Annotated in this window: 22 protein-coding genes; 6 read left to right on the plus strand and 16 right to left on the minus strand. The window is 63.9% G+C overall.

Features of this window, described 5'->3' with window-relative positions; translation table 11 throughout:
* On the minus strand, positions 1 to 1,251 hold the full coding sequence (locus tag ACSVHC_RS20095) for an Nramp family divalent metal transporter (RefSeq protein WP_437770318.1): 1,251 nt from the start codon (positions 1,249 to 1,251) through the stop codon (positions 1 to 3).
* Positions 1,252 to 1,420: 169 nt separating this feature from the next.
* Positions 1,421 to 2,398: a thioredoxin-disulfide reductase gene (gene trxB / locus ACSVHC_RS20100; protein ID WP_437770317.1), complete on the minus strand. Its 978-nt coding sequence runs from the start codon at positions 2,396 to 2,398 to the stop codon at positions 1,421 to 1,423.
* A 66-nt stretch (positions 2,399 to 2,464) separates the two neighbouring features.
* Between trxB and ACSVHC_RS20105 the strand changes: the two genes are divergently transcribed.
* Positions 2,465 to 2,983 (plus strand): GNAT family N-acetyltransferase, encoded by a 519-nt coding sequence (locus ACSVHC_RS20105; RefSeq protein ID WP_437770316.1) that lies wholly within the window; start codon positions 2,465 to 2,467, stop codon positions 2,981 to 2,983.
* Positions 2,984 to 3,021: 38 nt separating this feature from the next.
* Here ACSVHC_RS20105 and ACSVHC_RS20110 read toward each other — a convergent pair whose 3' ends face one another.
* On the minus strand, positions 3,022 to 3,714 hold the full coding sequence (locus ACSVHC_RS20110) for an NUDIX domain-containing protein (protein ID WP_437770315.1): 693 nt from the start codon (positions 3,712 to 3,714) through the stop codon (positions 3,022 to 3,024).
* Between the two features lie 46 nt (positions 3,715 to 3,760).
* Here ACSVHC_RS20110 and ACSVHC_RS20115 point away from each other — a divergent pair, with 46 nt between their 5' ends.
* Complete coding sequence (locus ACSVHC_RS20115) at positions 3,761 to 4,519, plus strand: DeoR/GlpR family DNA-binding transcription regulator (protein WP_437770314.1); 759 nt, start codon at positions 3,761 to 3,763, stop codon at positions 4,517 to 4,519.
* A 22-nt stretch (positions 4,520 to 4,541) separates the two neighbouring features.
* On the opposite strand, the gene ACSVHC_RS20120 is transcribed toward ACSVHC_RS20115, so the two are convergent.
* The 6 genes from ACSVHC_RS20120 to ACSVHC_RS20145 all read right to left on the minus strand — a co-directional run bounded on the left by ACSVHC_RS20120 (position 4,542) and on the right by ACSVHC_RS20145 (position 11,545).
* Positions 4,542 to 5,138 carry a TMEM175 family protein gene (locus ACSVHC_RS20120; RefSeq protein WP_437770313.1) on the minus strand — a complete coding sequence of 199 codons (597 nt, stop codon included), beginning with the start codon at positions 5,136 to 5,138 and terminating at the stop codon, positions 4,542 to 4,544.
* Positions 5,135 to 6,151, minus strand: a complete 1,017-nt coding sequence (locus ACSVHC_RS20125) for a nucleoside hydrolase (RefSeq protein WP_437770312.1) — start codon at positions 6,149 to 6,151, stop codon at positions 5,135 to 5,137. Before ACSVHC_RS20125 ends, ACSVHC_RS20120 begins: the two co-directional genes overlap by 4 nt.
* Positions 6,135 to 7,172 carry a LacI family DNA-binding transcriptional regulator gene (locus ACSVHC_RS20130; RefSeq protein ID WP_439181249.1) on the minus strand — a complete coding sequence of 346 codons (1,038 nt, stop codon included), beginning with the start codon at positions 7,170 to 7,172 and terminating at the stop codon, positions 6,135 to 6,137. The genes ACSVHC_RS20125 and ACSVHC_RS20130 overlap by 17 nt, the downstream gene beginning before the upstream one ends.
* A gap of 47 nt (positions 7,173 to 7,219) precedes the next feature.
* Positions 7,220 to 8,539: an MFS transporter gene (locus ACSVHC_RS20135; RefSeq protein WP_439181405.1), complete on the minus strand. Its 1,320-nt coding sequence runs from the start codon at positions 8,537 to 8,539 to the stop codon at positions 7,220 to 7,222.
* Between the two features lie 276 nt (positions 8,540 to 8,815).
* Complete coding sequence (locus ACSVHC_RS20140; RefSeq protein ID WP_437770310.1) at positions 8,816 to 9,859, minus strand: NAD(P)-dependent alcohol dehydrogenase; 1,044 nt, start codon at positions 9,857 to 9,859, stop codon at positions 8,816 to 8,818.
* A gap of 123 nt (positions 9,860 to 9,982) precedes the next feature.
* A complete protein-coding gene (locus ACSVHC_RS20145) occupies positions 9,983 to 11,545 on the minus strand; it encodes a CehA/McbA family metallohydrolase (protein WP_437770309.1) in 1,563 nt (520 codons plus the stop codon).
* 233 nt (positions 11,546 to 11,778) lie between these two features.
* On the opposite strand from ACSVHC_RS20145, the gene ACSVHC_RS20150 reads away from it, so the two are divergent.
* Positions 11,779 to 12,021, plus strand: a complete 243-nt coding sequence (locus tag ACSVHC_RS20150; protein WP_439181250.1) for a hypothetical protein — start codon at positions 11,779 to 11,781, stop codon at positions 12,019 to 12,021.
* Positions 12,022 to 12,128: 107 nt separating this feature from the next.
* On the opposite strand, the gene ACSVHC_RS20155 is transcribed toward ACSVHC_RS20150, so the two are convergent.
* The 4 genes from ACSVHC_RS20155 to ACSVHC_RS20170 form a co-directional block, all read right to left on the minus strand.
* Complete coding sequence (locus ACSVHC_RS20155) at positions 12,129 to 12,743, minus strand: DUF305 domain-containing protein (protein WP_437770307.1); 615 nt, start codon at positions 12,741 to 12,743, stop codon at positions 12,129 to 12,131.
* A gap of 136 nt (positions 12,744 to 12,879) precedes the next feature.
* Positions 12,880 to 13,338 carry a hypothetical protein gene (locus ACSVHC_RS20160; protein ID WP_437770306.1) on the minus strand — a complete coding sequence of 153 codons (459 nt, stop codon included), beginning with the start codon at positions 13,336 to 13,338 and terminating at the stop codon, positions 12,880 to 12,882.
* A 93-nt stretch (positions 13,339 to 13,431) separates the two neighbouring features.
* Positions 13,432 to 14,262, minus strand: coding sequence for a slipin family protein (locus ACSVHC_RS20165; RefSeq protein WP_437770305.1), 831 nt, complete (start codon positions 14,260 to 14,262; stop codon positions 13,432 to 13,434).
* Positions 14,263 to 14,471: 209 nt separating this feature from the next.
* Positions 14,472 to 14,657: a hypothetical protein gene (locus tag ACSVHC_RS20170; protein WP_078108763.1), complete on the minus strand. Its 186-nt coding sequence runs from the start codon at positions 14,655 to 14,657 to the stop codon at positions 14,472 to 14,474.
* Between the two features lie 98 nt (positions 14,658 to 14,755).
* Between ACSVHC_RS20170 and hrpB the strand changes: the two genes are divergently transcribed.
* The 3 genes from hrpB to ACSVHC_RS20185 all read left to right on the plus strand — a co-directional run bounded on the left by hrpB (position 14,756) and on the right by ACSVHC_RS20185 (position 20,583).
* The gene (hrpB, locus tag ACSVHC_RS20175) at positions 14,756 to 17,470 is read left to right on the plus strand and encodes an ATP-dependent helicase HrpB (RefSeq protein WP_437770304.1); all 2,715 of its coding nucleotides are present in this window, start codon (positions 14,756 to 14,758) and stop codon (positions 17,468 to 17,470) included.
* Positions 17,471 to 17,539: 69 nt separating this feature from the next.
* Positions 17,540 to 18,292, plus strand: coding sequence for a M50 family metallopeptidase (locus tag ACSVHC_RS20180; protein WP_437774030.1), 753 nt, complete (start codon positions 17,540 to 17,542; stop codon positions 18,290 to 18,292).
* Between the two features lie 113 nt (positions 18,293 to 18,405).
* A complete protein-coding gene (locus tag ACSVHC_RS20185; RefSeq protein WP_437770303.1) occupies positions 18,406 to 20,583 on the plus strand; it encodes an elongation factor G-like protein EF-G2 in 2,178 nt (725 codons plus the stop codon).
* A gap of 21 nt (positions 20,584 to 20,604) precedes the next feature.
* Here the strand turns inward: ACSVHC_RS20185 and ACSVHC_RS20190 are convergent, their stop codons facing one another.
* The 3 genes from ACSVHC_RS20190 to ACSVHC_RS20200 are packed head-to-tail and all read right to left on the minus strand — an operon-like array spanning position 20,605 to position 22,781.
* Entirely contained in the window at positions 20,605 to 21,270 is a 666-nt protein-coding gene (locus ACSVHC_RS20190) for an alpha/beta hydrolase family protein (protein ID WP_437770302.1), read from the minus strand.
* Between the two features lie 2 nt (positions 21,271 to 21,272).
* Positions 21,273 to 21,893: an L-threonylcarbamoyladenylate synthase gene (locus tag ACSVHC_RS20195; protein ID WP_437770301.1), complete on the minus strand. Its 621-nt coding sequence runs from the start codon at positions 21,891 to 21,893 to the stop codon at positions 21,273 to 21,275.
* A 27-nt stretch (positions 21,894 to 21,920) separates the two neighbouring features.
* Complete coding sequence (locus ACSVHC_RS20200) at positions 21,921 to 22,781, minus strand: ABC transporter permease (RefSeq protein ID WP_437770300.1); 861 nt, start codon at positions 22,779 to 22,781, stop codon at positions 21,921 to 21,923.
* Positions 22,782 to 22,789 lie beyond the last annotated feature (8 nt).

Consider the following 22,789-nt stretch of genomic DNA (forward strand, 5'->3'; position numbering starts at 1 on the left):
CTAGGACTTCCCTGTGACGGTCAAGACGATGAGGACACAGTTGAGGCCCACAATCAGTGCGGCGCTGGTCCACCCGGCAATCTTCAATGCCGTGGAATCCGTGTGGATGCCCATGACCTCGCGCTTGCCGGTGAGCCGGATGAGCGGAATCAAGGCGAAAGGAATGCCGAAGCTCAGCAGGACTTGGCTCAACACGAGCGCCAGGGTGGGTTCGATGCCCGCGCCGAGAATGACGAGGGCAGGGACCAGCGTGACTACCCGGCGGAGCAGCAAGGGCACCCGGATCTTGAGGAGTCCGCCCATGACCGTTGCGCCGGCGTAGCATCCGACGGAGGTCGAAGCGAGGCCCGAGGCTAGCAAGCCGACGCCGAAAGCCACGCCGATGACTGGACCAAGGGCAGATGTCACGGCGGCATGGGCCCCGGCAATCGTGTCGGTTCCTTCGACTCCCCGCAGGCTGGACGCCGCCAAAAGGAGCATGGCGATGTTCACGACTCCGGCCAGCATCAAAGCGGCCGCGACGTCAACGCGGGTGGTCCTGATGAGCCTTGTCCGTACGGCGGGATCTTCCGAGAAACCATGCCGGTCACGGGCCAGGGCCGAATGCAGGTAGATGGCATGCGGCATGACGGTGGCGCCGAGCATGCTCGCAGCGAGGAGGACAGTGTCCGTGCCTTCGAACCGCGGCACCAAACCAGCCAATACTCCACCGGTCTCGGGGGGATTCACGAAGAGCCCCGAAACGAAACCGACGGCGATGACCGCCAGGAGCATCATGATGGCGTACTCAAAGGACTTCTGGCCCCGTGACGACTGGAGCGCCAGGAGCAACATGGATGCCACGCCGATGATGATTCCACCCATGAGGAGCGGCAGTCCGAAGAGAAGGTTGAGGGCTACGGCTCCGCCGATGACTTCGGCCATGTCGGTAGCCCCGGCAACTACCTCTGCCTGGACCCAGAACAGTCTGCGGCGGTGGGTTCCCAAGCGTTTGCCCAGGAGTTCCGGAAGGCTTTGTCCGGTGGCCAAGCCAAGTTTTGCGGACTGGTACTGCACCAGGACCGCCATGATGTTTGCCGCTACCAGGACCCACACGAGCAGGTAGCCGTAGTTGGCGCCGGCAGTAAGGTTTGCCGCGACGTTTCCCGGATCCACATATGCGATCGCAGCCACGAAAGCCGGACCCAATAAAAGCAGCCGGGACTTCCACCGGGTCTTGCTCGCCGGTCGCTCCGCGATAGTCGCAGCCATGGCTTCCTCAACATCGGGGATACGGACATGATGAGGATACCGTTAAGTTAGGCATGCCGAAAAGTGGGTTTTAGGTGCAGCTTGATAAGCGCGGCTCGCCCAACTGACTCGCAGTTGTTGTCGCTTTGAGCCCTCAAAACGACAACTAATGCGAGTCAGTTGGGTGGGTTCAAGCGTGGGTGGGTTCTTCCACAAGCGCCGTGGCGATGCTGTCCGCGTCGTCGAGCGCGGCGAGGTACCGCTCGGCATCCAGCGCCGCTGCGCAACCCGTGCCGGCGGCGGTGATGGCCTGGCGGTAACGGTGGTCCACCGCGTCACCGCAAGCGAAGACTCCGGAGAGATTGGTCACCGTGGTGGGGGAGTCCACTTTGATGTAGCCCTCGGCGTCGAGCTCCACTTGTCCCGCAACAAGGTCCGTTCGAGGGACATGTCCGATGGCCACGAATATGCCCGTAGCCGCATGTTCACGCGATTCGCCGGAACGTGTGTCGGCCAGGGTCACCCCGGTGACTTTGGTGTCGCCATGGATGGCGGTGATGGCGGAATTCCATGCGAAGCGGATTTTCGGGTTGTCCTTGGCCCGCTGGGCCATGATCCGGGAGGCCCGAAGCTCTTCCCTGCGGACGACGACAGTCACGGTCTTTGCGAACCGGGTCAGGAACATCGCTTCTTCCATCGCGGAATCACCGCCGCCCACCACGATGATTTCCTGCTCGCGGAAGAAGAAGCCGTCGCACGTGGCGCACCACGAAACGCCGTGACCGCTCAGTCTCTTCTCTTCGGGCAAACCGAGTTCCTTGTAGGCGGAACCGGTCGCAAGGATGACAGCCGGTGCCTCGTGGGTGTCGCCCGAGCCGGTGACCACACGTTTGAGGTGGCCACGCAGCTGGACTTCAGTGACGTCGTCGAACACTATCTTGGCGCCGAAGCGCTCGGCCTGCTCCTGGAGCCCATCCATGAGCTCGGGGCCATGGATTCCGGCGGGGAAGCCGGGGAAGTTCTCCACCTCCGTGGTGTTCATCAACGCGCCGCCGGCGGTGACCGATCCGGCAAGGACGATGGGGCTCAGGCCCGCCCGGGCGGCATAGATTGCCGCGGTGTAGCCGGCAGGGCCGGATCCGATGATGATCAGCTGTTCTTTGCTCATGGGACAAGTGCAACAAGGTCGAGGACTTCAATCAAGGGCTCGTCAATCCATGTGCATAATGGGTGGATGTCCAGCGAAGCCGGAGCCGTCCTGATCCGGCCCATGAGTCCCGATGATTGGTCCGAGGTCCGTGCGATTTTCACGGAGGGTATCGAGACCGGGCAAGCAACCTTTGAGGCGGCAGCTCCTGACTGGGAACAATTCGACGCGAGCCGCCTTCCTGATCACCGATTCGTGGCGGTTGCGTCCGGCCACGTGGTGGGATGGACGGCCGTTTCCATGGTGTCTGCGCGCCCGGCTTATGCCGGCGTCGTCGAACACTCCGTCTATGTCGCCGGTTCTGCCCGCGGTCGGGGTGTCGGAAGCTTGCTGCTGAAAGCGCTGGCCGCGTCGACCGAAGAGCATGGCATCTGGACCATCCAGTCGAGCATTTTCCCCGAAAACCAAGCCAGCATCCGCCTTCACCAGGCCAATGGCTTCACCATCGTTGGCCGCCGTGAACGCATCGCACGGATGAGCGCGGGCCCCCTCGCCGGCCAATGGCGGGATACGCTCCTGCTTGAACGGCGCTCACGCCGGGTCTGAAGTGCTTCGGCGAGCCGGGGATCGGACGCTTCGGCGGCTCATGGTACGTGGAAGAGGCTGTTGAGTGCTGCCCATTGGAGGAGCATGATCGACTTCCCGTCAACGATCCGGCCGTCGTCGATCATGGCGAGGGCATCGGCGAAGGGAATCTCGAGGGTTTCGATGTCCTCGCCCTCCGCGGCTACTCCGCCGCCGGGGCCTGTCTGGTCCGCCGGGGTGTAGGGCGCGACGTAGAAGTGCAGCCGTTCGGTGACCGATCCGGGGCTCATGTATGCCTCGAAGACGTGCCGCAGGGCTCCGACAACGACGCCGAGCTCCTCGCTTGCCTCACGACGGATGGCCGTTTCGGGATCATCGTCGTCCAGCAACCCGGCAGCAGTTTCGATCAGCATCCCGTCCGGATGATCGTTGACATAGGCAGGAAAGCGGAACTGCCGCGTGAGTAGAACCGTGCCCCTGCCGGCGTCGTACAACAAAATCGTCGCGCCATTCCCTCGATCGTAAGTTTCGCGTTGCTCCGTGACCCATCGGCCATCGCGGCGGCGGTAGTCGAACGTGGTGCGACGCAGCACGTGCCAACCCTCGGAAGTCACCTCGACGTCGCGCACCACCACGGCCGGATTGCGGTCAAGTCCTCGGCCGGCGTGGTCGAGACCGGTGCGGCCACGGTGGTCGGGCACATCAATTCCGGGACGCAACGTCGCGGGAGGGGCATCGTTTCTGGGAGTCATCCCGCTAGAATAGTGCATAAACGTGTAACTTCAGGAAGAAACGTGCATGCTTGCTGCCGAACGACTCGAGTATCTCCTCAAGCGCCTAGCGGCCGACGGCAAAGTGATCGCCAAGGACATCGCCCACGAACTTGGACTGTCCGAAGACAGCGTGCGCCGCGATCTGCGCGAGCTTGCCGCGGCCGGGCTGTGCCAGCGTGTGTATGGCGGTGCGCTGCCGGTTTCTCCCGCCATCGCCGACTACGCAACCCGCGTTACCGTTGAACCCGAGAGCAAGGGCCGCATTGCTGCCCTCGCCGCTTCGATGGTCCGGCCGGGTTCCGCCGTGATCCTCGACGGCGGCACCAGCACCCTCGCGGTGGTTCGCGCGCTGCCTGCTGAGCTCGACTGCACTGTGATTACCCACAGCCCGACCATCGCCTCGGCGCTTATCGACCACCCACTCATCGAAGTGTTCCTCCTCGGTGGTCGCTTGTTCAAACACTCCGCCGTGACGTGCGGGGCTGCCGCCGTCGAGGCGACCCAAGCCATATCCGCCGAGCTGTTCTTCCTGGGCGTCACGGGAGTCCATTCCGTCCACGGACTGACAACCGCCGACGCCGACGAAGCCGCCATGAAACGCGCCCTGGCGGCCCGGGCGGCCGATACGTACGTCCTCGCCAGTACCGAGAAGATCGGGGCCGCTTCGCGCTATGCGGTATTGCCCTTTGCCACCGTCGCCGGGATCATCACCGACGCGCCAGCCAAAGATCCGACCATAAGGGAGCTATCGCGCCTTGGCGTCCCCGTCCTTGGCGCTGGTTGATCCGGTGGTCCGGGGGGCCCCGCTACTCCGCTCGCTCCTGGTGCGCGCGGATGACAAAGTGTTCCACGCGGCGGTCCGGAATCAGCCAGATCAATGCCACGACGGTGTACGCGGCGACGGCGAGCAAAGGATGCAGAAGACAGAGGCCAAGGCCGGCCAGATAGATGAGCGGCGACGTCTTCCCCTTCCAGTCCCGGCCAATCGCCTGGGAGAGCGCGCCCTGCCGTCCCTGATGCCGGATCAACGATTGCTGCAGGACGAAGTAGGCAATGGCGGCGCAGAGCAGGTTGAACCCGTAAGCCAGCACAGGTACCTCGGCGAAGCCTGAGTCATCCATCCATCGCGTGCTGAACGGGAAGAGGGATATCCAGAACAACAGGTGCAGGTTCGCCCACAGTATCCGGCCGTTGACCCGATCCGCCAGATGGATCATGTGGTGGTGGTTGTTCCAGTAGATCCCCACGTAGACGAAACTGAGCAAGTAGCTGAGGAACGTGGGAAAGACGCTCAGCAAGGCATGCCAGCTCGGTTCCGGCGGAACCCGCAGCTCAAGCACCATGATGGTGATGACAATGGCGAGGACGCCGTCACTGAATGCCTCGAGTCGGTTCTTGTTCATCTTCCGTAGTCCCTGATTGCGTCGATGAGCGTTTTGACGAGTTTCCTGCTGTCCACTTGAGTCAGAACGTTGATTGATCGGGCGCTACTTGTATCAACGCCCACCGTGGGGCGTAAATTGCCGCGTACCCAACGAATACACCTTCCGCGGGTTAGCGCACCACTCAATTCGACGTCAACCATGTACTCCTTGCTGCGCGCGATGGATCGGTCAAGCAAGATTGCGACGGCCAAGGGGTCGTGGAGCCAGCAGCCGGGGATGCTGCGTGTTTCCGAAGAGTATTTCAGCCAGGCGCGGGTCCAAGGAAGAACACACCGGGCGAGGTCGTTGTCGACGTTCTCCAGCTCCGTCAAATCGTCGAGGGTGAGCATCGTCTGTTCCGAAGCGTCGAGGGGTACCAAGGTGATGGGAGCCCCGCTCCTGAGAACGATGCGGGCAGCCTCGGGGTCGACTCCGAAGTTGGTGTCTTTCAGCGTGCCCTCGGTGTTGAATGAGCCTCCCATGACAATGATCTCCGCCACTGCGCTTGCAAGTTGCGGGTAGAGGAGCATTGCCTGGGCGACGTTGGTAAGCGGTCCAATGGCAACGATGGTCACATTGCCCGGGTCTGCGAGGACGAGCTGGGCAATCTGAATCGCCGCGGGGGCCGTTAGTTCTTGTTCGAAGTCCCGAACTCGTGGCACGCCGTCCCAGAGACCGGCAAGCGAAGGGGCGTCGATGGGGGCGTCGAGGTAAGACCTCCACGGGCCGTCCGGTTCTTGAAGTGCGCGTTCGGCGCCGCAATAGATCGGAATCTGGAGTCCGAGGTCCTCCATCATGGTACGAGCCACCGAGTATCCGATGCGGCTCGGGGTATTTCCTGAAACCGTGGTGATGGCCGCGAGCTCTATCCGCTCTTCGGCGGCGATTGCGAGAGCAAGCGCGAGGCCGTCGTCGACGTTTGCGCCGGGGACGCCATTCCCTGGATCACAATCCACGATGATGCGCGTTCGTTTGCTATTGGTCTCTGTCAAAAGTGTTTCTTTCGTAGTCGCATCCGCAGGACGCTCGCCTCCGCAGATGGAAGTCGCATTCGATGGATTCGACGATGAAAGGACCGGAATCCAGAAGTAGTTTTATGGAGGCTTTGGCGATGGCTTTGGGGGGTTGTTCGACGGCCGTCAGTGTAGGGGTACTAAATGCGGAGTTGATCGTGCCGTTAAAGCAGACTACGGCCAGGTCCTGGGGGATGCGTACACCGATTTCGGCCGCTGCGGCAAGCAAACCGATGGCCTGCAGTTCGTTCGAAACGAAAACGGCGTCGGGTTGGACTGATCCGGAAAACATTGCCTTTGCGGCGACATATCCGCCGCCCCTGGTGTAGTCCGCTTCGAAGCTGAGACAGTCACTTGCGCAGAGGTTGTATAGTTCCAACGCTTGCTTCCAGCCACTAATACGGTCTTGGGAGTTTAGGTTCTTCTGTGGCCCTGAAATGATGCCAACAGATGTCCTGCCGTGATCCAGCAAATGTTTAGTGGCTTCGAAGGCTGCCTCTGTCTCATTGATGAAGACCGAGGCAGCCCCCGAGCCGGCTGGTGTTTTGTCGAGGACAACGACAGGGACGCCCGCTGCATGAGCTTCCCGCAGATCTATATCCCTGTCGACGCCATACCAGATAATGCCGTCTACCCGGCGCTCGATGAAGGTCCGCAAGATTTCACTTTCGCGTTCCTTGTTGTCATCGGAATCACCAAGCAGCAACATCCTGCCAGTGGAGAACATTTCCTTCTGTAAAGCGTGGGCTAGAGCCGCCAGGAAGGGGTTGCGGATGTTCGGGACGATCAAGCCATAAGTCTTAGTCGAACCTGCAGCCAGGGACCGCGCGATGGTGTTAGGCCGGTAGCCCGTTTCCGCGATGGCGTCCAGGACCTTCTGCCTCGTCGAGCTGGAAACCGGACGGGGGCCGTTATTGACCACATAGCTCACAACGGCTTCAGATGTTCCGGCTGCAAGCGCAACTTCCCTTCGGGTTACCTTGCCGATATCTCGTCGCATGGTGCCTATCTGTTTGATGTTCCTCCGGCGGTTACTCTAGCAATTGCTCAGACGGCATCCTCGAATTCATTGAGGTTACGGCCTTTGGTCTCAGGGGCATAAAAGGTTGTGACCAAGCCGATTCCGGCCATGAGGATGAAATACGCGGCAATCGGCCACCAGTGGCCGAACCCTGCCAGCAACGCGGCGGCCACCAAAGGGGCTGTACCGCCCGAGACGATAGAGCCGAGTTCCTTGGCCAAGGCCATCTGGGAGTAGCGGTGGTTGACCCCGAACAGTTCGACGCCGTACGCGGCCTGGACGCCGAAGATTCCCAACGATGCCAGGCACATGCCCACGATGATGACACACATGACGATTGCCGGGTCGCGCGTGTCCAGCAACGCGAAGGCAGGCACGGCGTACAGAACCAGCAGGAGGCAGAATACGCGGTAGCTGAGCCGGCGGCCGAAACGGTCCGAAAGGAATCCGGCTAGCGGGATCACGCCGAAACCGAGGATGGACGCAATGAGAACGGCCGACGTCGGGACGGACTTGTCGACAAGCAGGACCTTGGCGACGTACCCGATGACAAAGCTCTGAGCGAGGTAGGAGGGTCCGTTCTCGCCGATTCGGAGTCCAACCATGATGAAGAAGGCTTTGTGCCTGGACCAGAAGGAACCGGCCGGTTTGCTCGCCTGCTCCTCCGTCGAATTGTCCAAGAGATCCTGTTGCTTGAGGAACACAGGGCTCTCAGACATTGAGCGGCGGATAAGTAGCGCCGCTGCAGTGATGATGAAACTGCCGATGAAAGGGATGCGCCAGCCCCAAGACAGCAACTCCTGCTGGGGAAGCTGGATGATCATTAGCCAGATGGCCGAGGCGAGGAGCGTTCCGCTATTCGAGCCGAGCGCCACAATCGATGCCACCAGGCCACGGCGCTTTGCTGGTGCATATTCGGCGAGCATGACGGCACCGCCGGACAATTCCGCGCCGGCGCCGAACCCTTGGGCGAGACGGAGCAGGACAAGCAAGGCCGGGGCGGCGACACCGATCTGGTCATAACCAGGGATAAGGCCTATTAGGGTGGTGGAAACTCCCATGAGCGCCACCGTCGCGACAAGTACGAACTTCCGTCCGCGCTTGTCTCCGAGCCGGCCGAAATAGATGGCTCCGAGGGGCCTCGCAAGAAACCCAACGGCATACGTGGCGAAGCCGGACAAGAGGGCGATAACGGGTGAGCTTCCCGGGAAGAAAACGTTGCCGAAGATCAGGCCTGCGGCCAGGCCGTACAAGGCGAAATCCACGTACTCCATGGTTGTTCCTAGCCAGGTGGAGATGATTGCTGTTCTGAATCGGGCGCGGCCTTCGGGGGTTTGAAAGTGCAGGTCGGGTTCCGAGGGCTTTTTGAGATCGACAGTATTCATGGCACGTTCGGGTCCTTTGATGAGGTGACGGGGTGCGAGGTCTACGCGCGTAGAACACCTAGGACGGTAGTTGGCCACTGTAACCAAATGGGTACTGGCCGGTGAACGCTTACCAAAGGACAGCAAAAAGTCCCTGCGCGGCACGAGCGGGCGGCCGAAGCCACTTGCTCGTGCCCCGCAGGGACTTTACGGGGAGGGACGGGCCCCGCGCACTGACGTTACGCTTGCCCGTCCCGCCTAGCCCAATGTGGACGCGTCAATGACGAAGCGGTACCGAACATCTGAGGCGAGGACCCGCTCGTAGGCATCGTTGATCTTGTCGGCCGGGATGACCTCGATCTCGGCGCCGAGTCCATGTTCGGCGCAGAAGTCGAGCATTTCCTGGGTCTCGCGGATGCCGCCGATTGCGGATCCGGCGAAGGAGCGCCGTCCCGTGATGAGTGAGAACACGTTGACGGGCAGGGGTTCCGCCGGCGCGCCCACGTTCACCAGCGCGCCATCGAGCGCCAGCAACTGAAGGTAGGAGCTGATGTCGATCGGGGCGCTGACGGTGTTGATGATCAGGTCGAAGGTCCCTGCAAGCTCTTCAAAGGTGGCCGGCTCGCTCGTCGCGAAGTACTGGTCGGCGCCCAGCCGCAAGCCGTCTTCCATCTTCTTCAGCGATTGGGAGAGTACCGTGACGTCGGCGCCCATGGCGTGCGCGAGCTTGACGGCCATGTGCCCCAGCCCGCCGAGTCCGACGACGCCGACCTTCTTGCCCGGGCCGGCACCCCAATGCCGGAGCGGCGAATACGTGGTGATGCCTGCGCACAGCAGGGGAGCTGCGGCGTCGAGCTCTATTCCTTCGGGGATATGCACCACGAAGTCCTCAGTCACGACGACGTGGGTGGAGTAGCCGCCCTGGGTGATGGTCCCGTCGCGGTCGACTGCGCCGTAGGTCCCGGTCATGCCTTTGAGGCAGTACTGCTCCTCGCCCTTGCGGCAGTTCTCGCATTCGCGGCAGGAGTTGACCATGCAGCCGACACCGACGCGGTCGCCGATCTTGTGGCGGGTCACGTCGGAGCCGATTTCCGTGACAACTCCGGCGATTTCGTGTCCGGGCGCGAGTGGATAGGATTGCGGGCCCCAGTCGCCGCGGACGGTGTGGATGTCTGAATGGCAGATGCCTGCGTACTTGATCTCGATCAGCACGTCGTGGGCGCCGACGTCGCGGCGCTCAATAGTGGTAGGAACGAGGGCTTCGCTCGCGGACGGGGCGGCGTAAGCATTGACGGTCAGCATTTTTCTCCTGTTTGTGGACGGAGGATTGGCACTATCCATCCAACAGGAGAATTCCAAGGCGAGGGAGTCCCTGCTGGTAGGGGTACTGGCAGGGACTCCCTCACTGGATCGGACTGTTGTGGACTAGCTGGCGCCCAGGAAGATCGGGTTGGTCAGCGCTGCCATGGGACCGAGCGGGATGGCCGTTCCCATTTCCGTGCCGCTGCCGGACGTTCCGTCGATCTTCGGGTGCCGCACCTCTACGCGCACGTACGCCGCGAGCTGCGGGGTGGTAACCCAGGTGCTGGTTCCCTGGCCCGATGCGGGAAGCGTCACCTGCTGGGTCTGTCCTTCGTCCGTGATGAAGCGTACGACGCCGTTCGGCACGCCGGCGATTTTCGCCGTCACCGTGACCGGGGCGTCTCCCGCGACCTTGAGCCGGTCGCCCACGGTTGCGCTCTTGCCGCCCGAGGTGACCTGAAAGTCCACCGAGACGTCAGCCGACTCGGCGATCCAGTTCCGGCCATTGCGGATGCCGTCAAGCAGGGCATCGCGGGACAACGCTGCTGCGTTGACCACGTTGTGGGGGAACCCGATGACCTGCGGGACGCTGTGGGCGTCGCTGTTGCCCATCGCGGGGAGCCACCGGCCCCCGGTGCGAACGGAGTGGGCGAGCATTGAGTCCCACGTGTTGACGGAGGACTCATCGTCAATGGTCCACGGGCCCGTCCATACCTCTACTGCGTCGGCGTCGTCGTAACCGAACTTCCAGCGGCAGGCGACATACGGGCAGTACGGGTGGGCCGGAACAACAATGCCCCCCGAGGAGTGGATCCGCTGGGCTTCCTGCTCGAACCCCTTGTCGCGGGCCCGGTAGCGCCAGTCGATCCATTCGCCCGGCTCCAGGCCGAGCGCGAGGTAGTGACCGTTTCGCGTGGTGACTTCCTCGCCCGTGAGGATGAGGAGGTCGTTGCCGGCGAGCGGTCCCCAGACGCCGTGCGATGCCGGAGTGTTGTGGTCCGTGGAGATCATGAAGTCGAGACGCGCGGCGCGGGCACCGGCTGCGACTTCCTCGGGGGTGCGCTTTCCGTCCGAGTAGACGGTGTGCAGGTGCGCGTCGCCGCGGTACCAGGCTGCGCCGCGGCCGGCGATTTGCTGCGGCGGGTACTGGGGCTTGAAAGGAGCGACGTCGGGTCCGTACTCAAGGGTGACGTTCACGGTGTAGTCAAGGCCCTGCTCGGCTACCTGGTAGGGGCCGAGCACGACGTTCCAGGTGCCCTTTCCAATGGGTCCCGGCAAGTAGCCCGGCGTCGTTTCGCCGGCGCTGATGCTGAATTCGGTCCGGAAACCGCCGGACCAGCCGCGGAAACCCTTTCCGGCGAGGTCGGTGCCCTTCTCATCGAAGATTCCGATGTCGCAGGCGTTCCCGAGGAGGCCTGAGGCCACCTGGGGCTTGTTGTAGGTGTACGAAACGCTGATCTTGTTGACGCCAGCCGGGACCTCGATCGGCAAATAGACGAAATCTGCGGCGCCCGGATCCAGATGGCCGGTGATCGTCTTGGTCTTGCTGGTTCCGGTAGCGGCTGCCGCGAACGAAACCGGGGCCAGGGTCAAGGCCGCGCCGGTCAGTGCAGCCGCCAGGAAGCCGCGCCGGGTAGAGGAGAAGGAGACATTTTCGCCCGAATGGGCTTTGCATGGTGAAGTCACTCCCTCGATGTTGCCTACCGTTACTGAACAGTAGGCAACGGAACCAAGAACGCAGCATGAAACCAGGGGCGCAGGCAAGCGGCGTCCATTTAGTGGGCTGGTCATGTTTGGACCCTTGCCATGAGCGACGCCCGGCCTTACTGTTCTTGGCATGCACCAAGGGCTGGGGCGACGGCGCAAACCATTCCCATGTACCGAACGGACGGTGTTTTTAGATGTGCGATATTCCGGGATTGATCAGTCGCCTTGAGGCCGAAGACCTCGCACGATTGCGCGAGGCAGGCAAAGAAAAGCCCTTGGCGCCGGGGATGATCGCCGCGATAGATGCCGCGGCCGGCGGGCCAGGCGAAGGCCGCGGTTACTACGTTGTCAGTGGTTCCCTGTATCCGGTCGACGCCAGGGAATACCACCTCAGGGAAGATGTGGCGGAAGCGCTGCTCGCGGCGGAAGATACCTCCGTAGGCGTCACGATATAGGCCCGGAAGACGCCCTCGTCCAGGCCACCGGCACCGGCCCACACTGGAAAACCAGGTGGGCCGGTGCTTTGGGATACAGGGTGTTTTGGGATACAGGGCGCTTCGGGCTACAGAGCGCCCAATAGCGCCTGCATTTCCTTGATCTCGGCCTCCTGGGCCGTCACAATGTCCTTGCCGAGTTTGAGGGCATCGGCGTTCTTACCATCCGTGCCTTCCTTCTGTGCCATGGCCACGGCCCCTTGGTGGTGGGCGATCATGTGGGTCAGGAACAGCCTGGCTGCTTCATGGCCTTGGGCGGCCTCGAGTTTCTTCAAGTCCTCGTCGCCCACCATGCCGTTCATGCTGTGGGCACCCGACATCCCGGCCGGCTCGTTCCAGTCCTTGAGCCAGCCCGTCATCTTCTCGATCTCCGGGCCTTGGGCTGCCTTGATCCTGCCGGCTAGCGCAGTCACTTGGGCAGGGAGTCCGGTCTTGGCGAGCGCGAGGTCGCTCATCTGCACGGCCTGGGCATGGTGGGGGATCATCATCCGGGCAAACTGTGCGTCCGCCGCGTTGTGGCCTCCAGCAGCGGGCGAACCGACGCTCTCCGTGGCTGAGCCAGACGGGGAGGCACTTCCGTGGTCCATTCCCGGCATGCTGCTGCCGCCGGTTCCGGCCGAGCAACCGGCAAGCGAGATGGCCGTGGCAACGGCAAGAGTGGTCAGGGTCAGGTTTTTTCTCATGGTTCTGGGGTCCTTCAATCAGTCAGCCTGCAAGAGGTACGGCTGCGTGGGACGCGCACAGCAAGCCCACCGCATGGGCGGCGCGTCAGGGTGGAGTCTTGTGCAGCGGGCCGGCAGCCCGGTGCGGCAATGGAATCTACGTGCGGCTGATGCAGAGATCGCCCGGGGAAGGACTTCCCGGGCGGTGCGAATAGCCGGGGACTTGGGCGCCAGCCTCGGCCGTGACCGCATTGGCATAGGGCGGGACGCCGGGTAGGGGTGCTGTCAGCGTGTTATGGCCCGGCGCAGGCACGCAGACGGCGTGCAGGGAAGACATCTCCGTGCAGGTGCCCGAGCTTGTGCAAGACGGTGCGGGTGGCGAAGCCGCGAGTTGAACTGCGGCTCCGTCCGGCATCGACGCACGTTCAGCGAATGTGTGGACCCCATGCGAAGGGCTCACGACGGCGGCCTGGCTCGCACCGGCGGTGGCGTGCATGCTGTGCCCACCCGCCATGACATGCATCCCGAGGATTCCGGCGATGATCGACAGCAGTCCTGCCAACAGGCCGATGCGGAGGAGGAAGGCGGTGGCGCGGCCCCGCAGGGGGTCGGTCATGGTCTTCCTCCTTCTGTGGCTTGTACGCTCGGTTCTCAGGCTATACGACGCGTTCAACGAGCGTAGACACGGTTCAGTTTCACCCTGCCGCCTTCACCCTGCCGCCATAGTCCGTCCCGTCATGGTCCTCGGGGGTTGCGCGGCTTTCGCGGCGGCCGCTTCGCGGGCAAGGAAAGCTCCGAGCTCGCCGATGGTGCTCATCAAGGGCGCCGGGAAGACGACTGTGGTGTTCTTGTCCACGCCGATCTCCACCATGGACTGCAGGTTGCGCAGCTGCAGGGCCAAGGGGTGGGCCATCATGGTGTCGGAAGCCATGCCCAGAGCAGCGGCGGCCAAAGACTCGCCTTCGGCGGCGATGATCTTGGCGCGCTTCTCACGCTCGGCCTCGGCCTGGCGGGCCATGGCGCGCTTCATGCTGTCCGGCAGCTGGATGTCCTTGAGTTCCACGAGGGTCACTTCGACGCCCCATTCCAAGGTCAGTCCATCGAGGATCTGGCGGATGTTGGCATTGATGACATCCGTCTCTGCGAGCGTCTCGTCGAGGGTGTGCTGGCCCACTACTTTGCGCAGCGTGGTTTGCGCGATCTGGTCGATTGCCGCGTAGACGTTTTCGATGGCGAGGACGGACTTGATGGCGTCCACCACCCGGAAATACGCGACGGCGGAAATGTCCAGGCTGACGTTGTCCCGGGTGATGATGCCTTGGGACTGGATAGGCATGGTGACGATCCGCAGGGAGACTTTCCTTAGCCGGTCGACGAACGGAATGATGATCACAAGCCCCGGCGTCCGGAGGCCCTGGACTCTCCCAAGCCTCAACAGGACACCGCGCTCATACTGCGTGACAATATGGACGGCCATCGCGAACCAGATGACCAGCAGGACAATCAAGACAATGAGCCAGGTGATGGCGTCCGCTGTCATGGCCGCCCACCGGCTTCGTCGCTAAGTGCTGACGCGTTCATGGCGGAGATCCTTCGGTGGCAGTGGAGGGAAAAGGGAGCCCAATTTCCGCAGCGAGGCAGGCGAACCCGCTCACGTTGTATCTCCAGTAAATACCTTGGATTCGCCGAGTTGTAGGGCCACAAATTGAAGGGAACGCCCCTCCGGGACGTTCCCTTCAATTTCGTGGCTTAGACCCTTTCGCGGGTCCGGTCGATAACCGGCTCCGGATCGTTCGTGAACTCACGGTGGCGGCGTGGGAAGGCCCAGAACATGAAGTCCTTCGCGTCCACCTTGGGCTCAGGGCGTTCCTCGGGTTCCTGTGAGGCATCTTTCCTGGTGTCCCGCCGGAAATCCTTGTTGTAGCCGTAGCACATCACAGACCTCCTTCTAGCAACTGCCCTTTAATCGTCCTCCCGATTCGGCAAGCAGTCCACCATTCAGGAGCGGATCAGCATATAGGCACAATGGAGGGGTGAAATCTCCACTCGTTCCCCGGAACGCCGCGCTCGCGTACCGCCCTTTCGACCTGGACACGATCGGCGTGGGACTCGTCTTCGGAGAATCGCTGGGGGAACTCGCGAACGCCCTCGGTGCGGGAGGAACGGCAGGAACCGCCGTCGTGCAAGCGCCTCCGGGGACCGGCAAGACGACGCTCGTGCCGCCTTTGCTTGCCAATATCGCGCTCGCCGACATCGCGGCCGGCGCCGTCATAGGGAAGGAGCGCCCCCGGGTGATCGTGACCCAACCACGACGGGTCGCAGCGCGCTCAGCCGCTCGCCGCCTCGCCGCCCTCGACGGCAGCCGCCTCGGCGAGCGCGTCGGTTACACGGTCCGCGGTGAAAGCCAGACTGTGCCGGGGACCGTCATCGAGTTCGTCACTCCGGGAATCCTGCTGCGCCGCCTGCTTGCAGATCCGGGGCTTGAGACCGCCAGCGCTGTGATCCTGGACGAGGTTCACGAACGCGGCCTGGAGACAGACCTGTTGCTCGGAATGCTCATCGAGGTCCGCCAGCTGCGGGACGACCTCACCCTCGTCGCGATGTCGGCAACCCTCGACGCGCCACGGTTTGCCGCGCTGATTGGAGGCGTCGGAGAAGGCGCAGACGGAAAGCACGACGGCGGCGGGCCGGCACCCGTCGTCGACTGTCCGTCCGCGCTGCATCCCTTGACCGTGGACTGGGCGCCCGCGGCAGGTCCACGGTTGGACGGACGCGGCGTGACCCGCCCCTTCCTGGACCATGTGGCGGAGACTGCCGCGGCGTCGTACACGGACACGCTCGCAGCCGATCCGGACGTCGACGCCCTGGTCTTCGTCCCGGGTGCGTGGGAAGTCTCATATGTCGCCTCCCGGCTGCGCGCCGGCCTCGCTGCCAGGGTACCGGGCGCGGAGGTATTGGAGCTTCACGGCCAGGCAAGCCCGGCGGAACAAGACCGGGCGGTCTCCGGCCGCGAGCCGGGCGGATCTCCCCGGATTATCGTGACGACTGCCCTGGCCGAATCCTCCCTGACAGTTCCCGGAGTGCGGCTGGTCATCGACTCGGGCCTGTCCCGTGAACTGCGGCGTGACGCCAACCGCGGCATGTCCGGCTTGGTCACCGTCTCGTGCTCCCGTGCCTCCGCCGAACAACGCGCCGGACGCGCTGCACGCCAAGGACCAGGACGAGTGGTCCGCTGCTACGAGCAAAAAGCATACGGAGCCGCACCGGCCCACCCCACACCGGAAATTGCGGCCGCCGACCTGACGGGCGCCGCGCTCGTCCTGGCCTGTTGGGGATCGCCGGGTGGCCGGGGGCTCGCACTTCCGGACGCACCGCCGCAAGGCGCGATGGACGATGCAATGGAAGTGCTGCGGGAACTTGGTGCGATCGACCCGGACGGGCTTGCCACGGACGTGGGAAAGACGCTGGCCAGGATTCCCGCCGATCCACGGCTGGCCAGGGCACTGCTGGATGGTGCCGCCACAGTCGGGCACCGTGCGGCCGCCGAAGCCGTGGCTCTCGTGGCCGGCGATCAACGGGCTCAGGGAGCCGACCTGACGCGCCTCCTGGCCACGCTCCGGACAGGCAAGGATCCAGGAGCCCGGCGTTGGGCCGAGGACGTCCGTCGGATGGAGGGGATCGCGCGCCAGGAGGGATCCGGCGTCGGGCCTTCCCTGACCCCACCAGCGAGCCTGTCTTCTCCGGCGAGCGCGGCCGAGGCCTTGGGGTTCGTCGTCGCGCTCGCGTTCCCGGACCGTGTGGCGCGCCGCGTTCCAGGCACCGGTCCTGAACGCTACCTGCTGACGTCCGGGACACGGGCCGGGCTGCCGGCCGGGAGCGCGCTCACCGGCCACGAATGGCTCGCCGTCGCCGAAGTGTCCCGCGCGGAGGGCCGGGACGCGGCAGGGACCGGCGCCGTCATCCGTTCCGCTGCGCCCTTGGCAGCGGATGCGGCGGAAGCTGCCGCCAGCCACCTCCTGGGCGACACGGTGGAAGCCGAATTCAAGCAGGGCCGCGTCACCGCCAGGCGGGCGCGGCGACTGGGGGCGATCGTTCTTTCGTCGACGCCCGTGCGGCCTTCCATCGACGACGGGCGCACTGCCGTAGCCCGTGCCTTGGCGAATGAGGGGTTGGGGACCATTGGATGGTCGCCGGCTGCCGATGCGTTGCGCCGGCGATTGGCTTTGCTGCACAGGGAACTCGGCGATCCATGGCCGGACGTCTCCGAACCCGCGTTGCTGTCCCGCCTGGAGAAATGGCTGGCGCCCGAACTCGAAGCGCTCGCAGGCGGCGCCTCGACGAGCGGGATCGACTTGGCCGAGCCATTGCGGCGGCTCTTGCCGTGGCCGGAGGCAGCCCGTCTCGGTGAGCTGGTGCCGGAATGGCTTGAGGTGCCGAGCGGTTCGCGGGTGCGGATCGATTATCCGGACGCGGCGGACGACGACGGCCGGCCGGTAGTGGCCGTGAAGTTGCAGGAGTGCTTCGGCTGGGCAGAGACGCCCCGCTTGGTCGGCGGACGGGTGCCGGTGCTGTTCCACCTTCTTTCTCCAGCCAGGCGGCCCCTGGCTGTAACCGACGACTTGTCCTCCTTTTGGTCCGGCCCGTATGCGCAGGTCCGTGCGGAAATGCGCGGCCGCTATCCGAAGCATCCCTGGCCCGAAGATCCGTGGACCGCGCCCGCCACGGCCAAGACCAAACGGAAGATGTGACCTCGGCTCGCAGGCGGTTCCAGCGGCCTGGGAGGCATTCACAGGCTCTTTCCTTAGGATGCGACGGTGATGAACATGGAATTGCGTCCCGCTGACCTGGCCAACGACTGGTGGCAGGCTGTGCTGCGGGGATTCACCACGGCAGAGGTCACGAACCTGGCGACCCCGGTTGTGCTGGGCATCCTCGCTGCGGCCGTCGTACTGAGCATCCCGCGGGCCACCTGGCGTTGGTTTGGCCTCTACGTGACCTTCGTGCATGAATTGGGCCACGCGTTCGCCGCCCTCATGACGGGGCGGGTTGTCCACGGGCTCAAGATCGGGCTGGACCACTCCGGACAGCTCCTGAGCAGCGGGCGCGGTAAGTTCGGCGCAGCCTGGTCCGGTTTCTGGGGATATCCGAGTCCCGCGGTGGTAGGTGTGGCGCTCATCTGGTCCGTGTCTGAAGGGCGGTCGGGAGCGGCCATGTCCATCGGCGCGCTGGTATTGCTGCTCGCCCTGATCTTTCTGCGGAACTTCACGGGAATCTTCGTGGCGCTCCTGAGCGCGGCGATTGCCCAACTCCTTGTCATGTCCGCCAACGCCTCCACGGTCAGCCATGTGGTGCTCGGACTCGGCATAGCCCTTGAGGTGGGCGCCGTGCGGGATTGGTTCAAGGTGGCTTCGGTCCACACCAGTCGACGGGACCGGCTCGCGTCGTCGGATGCCTACATCCTGGCCCGTACCACGGGGGTACCGTCCTTGCTCTGGCTGGTGGCTTTCGCTGTTGTCATTGCGGCAAGCGCCGCCTTTTCAGTTCGCCTGGTATGGGGCATGCTCTCCTAAGACTGGGGTTTCGGCTCAGACGGATTCGATTGCTCTTGCCGTGGGCCGGTCCAGGGTGTGGAATCGGTTAGCAAAGGACGCGGGGGATCCGGCTTCTATTGCAGGAGGTGCTCATGTCGGTGAAAGGACCAGGCAGTGCGACGAAGGGGTCGAACCGGACCAACCCTGATCTTCGACGGGCGGACCCTTCCTCGACGCCGGCCGATCGGCCCGAAAACATCCGCAACGTCGTCCTGATTGGCCGTTCCGGCGCGGGAAAGACGATGCTGCTCGAATCACTCCTTTACGCTGCCGGCGTCGTGACCCGCATGGGTTCGATCCTAGATGGCACCACCGTGAGCGACTCCGAAGCGACGGCTATCCACCAGCAGCGATCCATCGGACTCTCTGCGGCGCCCTTGGTCTTCGACGACGTCAAAGTGAACCTTCTCGACACTCCGGGCTACGCCGATTTCATGGGCGAGCTGCGCGCGGGGCTGCGTGCTGCGGATGCGGCTTTGTTCGTGGTGTCGGCGGTTGACGGAGTCGACGCCGGAACCACCGCCCTCTGGGGTGAATGCGAGCGGGTTGGCATGCCCCGGGCGGTCGTCATCAGCCGGCTTGACCATCCGCGCGCGAACTACGACGCTGTCCTGGCCGAATGCCGGACCGCCTTCGGCGATTCCGTCCTGCCCCTTTACTTGCCGGTCCGAAACGCTGACGCTGTTTCGGGAGTGCTCGGGCTGCTTTCGGGCTCGGTGTCGGAGTACACCCCCGGGGAACCACGACCTGCGGTCCGGGCTGCGACAGCGGCGGAACTGGCCGGCGCGGAGGGTGTCCGCGGTGAACTCATCGAGGGCATCATCTCCGAGAGCGAGGATGAGACCTTGATGGACCGGTACCTCGGCGGCGAGGAGGTCCCCATCGATACCCTCGTGGAGGATTTGGAAACCGCGATCGTCCGGGGGACGTTCTTTCCGGTACTGGCAAGCTCCTCCGTGACCGGAGTCGGCACGGCCGAACTGATGGAGGTGCTGACCCGGGCGTTTCCGTCTCCGACCGAGAGAAGCCTCCCGACGGTGACGGACCTGGGCGGGACGCCCATGGAACCCCTGGCTTGCGATCCGGACGGTCCGCTCCTTGGCGAAGTGGTGCGGACTACGGTTGACCCGTTCCTGGGACGCGTGTGCCTCGTCCGGGTCTTCTCAGGGACGCTTCGCGAGGACTCTGCCGTGCATGTCGGCGGGCATGGCCTGGCCGGGCGCGGCCACCCCGACCACGACAGTGACGAGCGGATCACGCACCTCTACTCTCCGTTGGGGTCCAGCCTTCGGCCGGTCCAGTTCGCCGTGGCCGGGGATATTTGCGCGCTGGCAAAGGTGGCGAGTGCCGAGACGGGAGACACGGTTTCCGCACGCGAGGCTCCGTTGCTCGTGGAAACCTGGGACATGCCCGAGCCGCTGATGCCTGTGGCGATCGAAGCGGCCTCGCACGGCGACGAGGACGCGCTCTCCAAGAGCCTGGCGAAGGTAGCCGCAGGAGATCCGACCCTGAGGGTTGAGCGCAACTCCGAGACGCACCAGCTGGTCTTGTGGTGCATGGGCGAGGCCCACTCGGAGGCAGTTCTCGACCGCTTGCGGGAGCAGGGGGTGAAGCTTCAGACCGTGGACGTCATCACGCCCCTCCGGGAGACCTTCGCTGCCCAGGCCGCCGGCCACGGGCGCTATGTCAAGCAATCCGGCGGCCACGGTCAGTACGCGATTTGCGATATCGAAGTGGAACCCCTGGAACGCGGGGGAGGCTTCGAGTTCGTTGACAGGATTGTTGGCGGGGTCATCCCGGGAACGTATGTTGTGTCGGTCGAGAAGGGCGTCAGGGCCCAGATGAGCAAGGGGGTGCGCGCGGGTTTCCCCGTGGTCGACATCAGGGTGATCCTGGTAGGCGGCAAGACCCACAGCGTCGATTCGTCGGACGCGGCTTTCCAGGCCGCGGGCGCGTTGGCCTTGCGGGAGGCCGCGGCGGCGGGCAGTATTCAACTCCTTGAACCGATTTCGGCCGTGACGGTACTTGTGGCCGACGAGCATGTGGGTGCGGTCATGAGCGATCTGTCCTCCCGCCGCGGACGCGTCACCGGCACAACATCCGTGGGCGGAGAGCGTACTGAGATCAGCGCCGAAGTTCCGGAACAGGAACTGCTGCGGTACGCGATCGTGCTGCGGGGACTGACGGCGGGCAGCGGACGATTCCGCCGGGAGTACTTGCGGCACGAGCCGCTGCCGCCCGGCATAGCCGTTGCCTCGGCGAAAGCCTGAGGCTCAGCGTCTGCATCCAGCTCAGCGGTTCTTACGAAGGAACGCTGACAACGGAGCCGCGAGAGACGCGCCGATGTCAGCTGCACTCGTCTTGACTCCTGCGCGTTCAAAGGAATGGTTGCCGCCGTCCCACCATTCGATGGTTGCGGTGGGTCCGATCCGGGCCACCACGTTTTCGAGCAGTTCGGGCGTCGCGAAGGTGTCCCGTGTGCCTTGCAGGAAGAGCATGGGCAGCGTGAGCCCGTAGAGGTGCTCATCGCGGAGCTTCTCCGGTTTTCCAGGCGGGTGCAGCGGGTAGCCGAGATAGACGAGTCCCGCGGCGGGCATGCCTTCGGCGACTGCCATCGACGCCATGCGACCGCCGAAGGACTTGCCGGCTGCCCACAACGGTTCGCCCTCTGAACGGGACGCCGCTTCCGCCATGACGGTCCGCCACGTCGCGATCGCGGCAGGCGGCCGGTCGGGGAACCTCTTGCCGGCTTCCCGGTAAGGGAAGTTGAAGCGCAAAGTCGCAACGCCGTCGTCATTTAACGCGTGCGCGAGGCCGCCCAGAAACGGATGCTCCATGCCCGCACCGGCTCCGTGGGCAAGAACGAGGGTGGCGACCGGTTTGTCCGGCCGGGCGTAGATACCCGAGATCGCCGTACCGTCGACGTCGATCGTGACATGGGATTCGGCGATGCCCATGCTCACTCGAATCGGGAGGGATCGCCGGTGCCGCGCCTGACCACTTCCGCCGTGCCGCTCGAGAAGTCCACCACGGTGGTGGGCTCTGCGCCGGTGTCTCCGGAATCGATCACCGCTTCGACCAGATTGTCCAGGCGTTCCTTGATTTCCCAGCCTTGGGTCAAGGGTTCTTCTTCGTCGGGGAGCAGCAAGGTGCTGGAAAGAAGTGGTTCGCCCAGTTCGGCCAGCAGGGCCTGGACAAAAATGTGGTCCGGAATCCGCACGCCTACCGTCTTCTTTTTGGGATGCAGGAGACGGCGTGGCACTTCCTTCGTGGCCGGCAAGATGAACGTGTAGCTTCCCGGCGTGACGGCCTTGATGCTTCGGAAGACATCGTTGTCGATCATGACGAACTGCCCGAGCTGTGCGAAATCCTTGCAGACCAAGGTGAAATGGTGCTTGCTGTCGAGCTGCCGGATCGAGCGGATCCGATCGAGGGCCTCCCTATTGCCGATTTGCGCGCCGAGAGCGTAGCAGGAATCGGTGGGGTAGGCGATGAGCCCGCCGGACTGGAGGATATTGACCACCTGGGCAATTGCGCGTGGTTGGGGGTCCTGCGGGTGAACATCGAAGAATCTTGCCATGCCACGAGCTTACGGGCAGGCCCTACTTCAGGACAGGACATCCTTGCTCGTGAATTTGCCAAAAGCCAGCGCACCGGCCGCCACGATGTAGCCCGCCTGCAGCAAGGCATTGTCGCCGAAGCTCGTCCACGAGATGGGTTGACGCAAAAGATCGGCGAAACCCAACCAGTAATGGCTGAACAGCCACGGGTGCAGCCACTCCAGTTGCGGCAGGTTGTCGGCCACTTGCGACACGACGGACAACACGATGGTTGCAGCCATCGCCCCGACCGGCACGTCCGTAAAAGTGGAAATCGCCAGCCCGATGGCGGACAGACCCAACAAGGACACTGCGATGTATGCAGCAATCAGCAGGGAACGCACTACTGATTCGCCGACGCCGATAGTGTCGCCGGAGAGCAGGGTGACGGGACCCACCGGGAAGAGTGCGACGCCGGCCAGCGCCCCGGCGGTGGCCACCGTAAGGGTCGCTGCCAGGCAGAACGCCGCGGCAGACGCGTATTTGATCAACAAGAGGCGGACGCGTCCCGCCGGGGCGACGAGCAAGTACCTGAGCGTGCCAAGATTCGCTTCTCCGGCAATCGTGTCGCCGGCCACCACTCCGATCGTGAGCGGAAGGAATAAAGGCACGGAGACGATCATTGCCGTGACGCCGACGAAAAGCCCGTTCTGGGTGATCCGATCCAGGAACGGCGGACCGCGCCCAGGGGCCACGGGATGCGAGCTCAGCTTGACCGCGGCGGCGATGAGGAGGGGAATCCCGGCGAGCGCAAGGAGCATGGCCCACGTCCGCAGCCGGCGGAACAGTACCGAAAGCTCGGAGGCCATGAGTGACCACGAGCTTGATGGCCGGGCGTTTGACGCCGGGCCGCCCGGCGCGGCGGTCATAGGTCTGG

The organism is Arthrobacter sp. KNU-44 (genome assembly GCF_051843155.1).
Classification (GTDB): domain Bacteria; phylum Actinomycetota; class Actinomycetes; order Actinomycetales; family Micrococcaceae; genus Arthrobacter.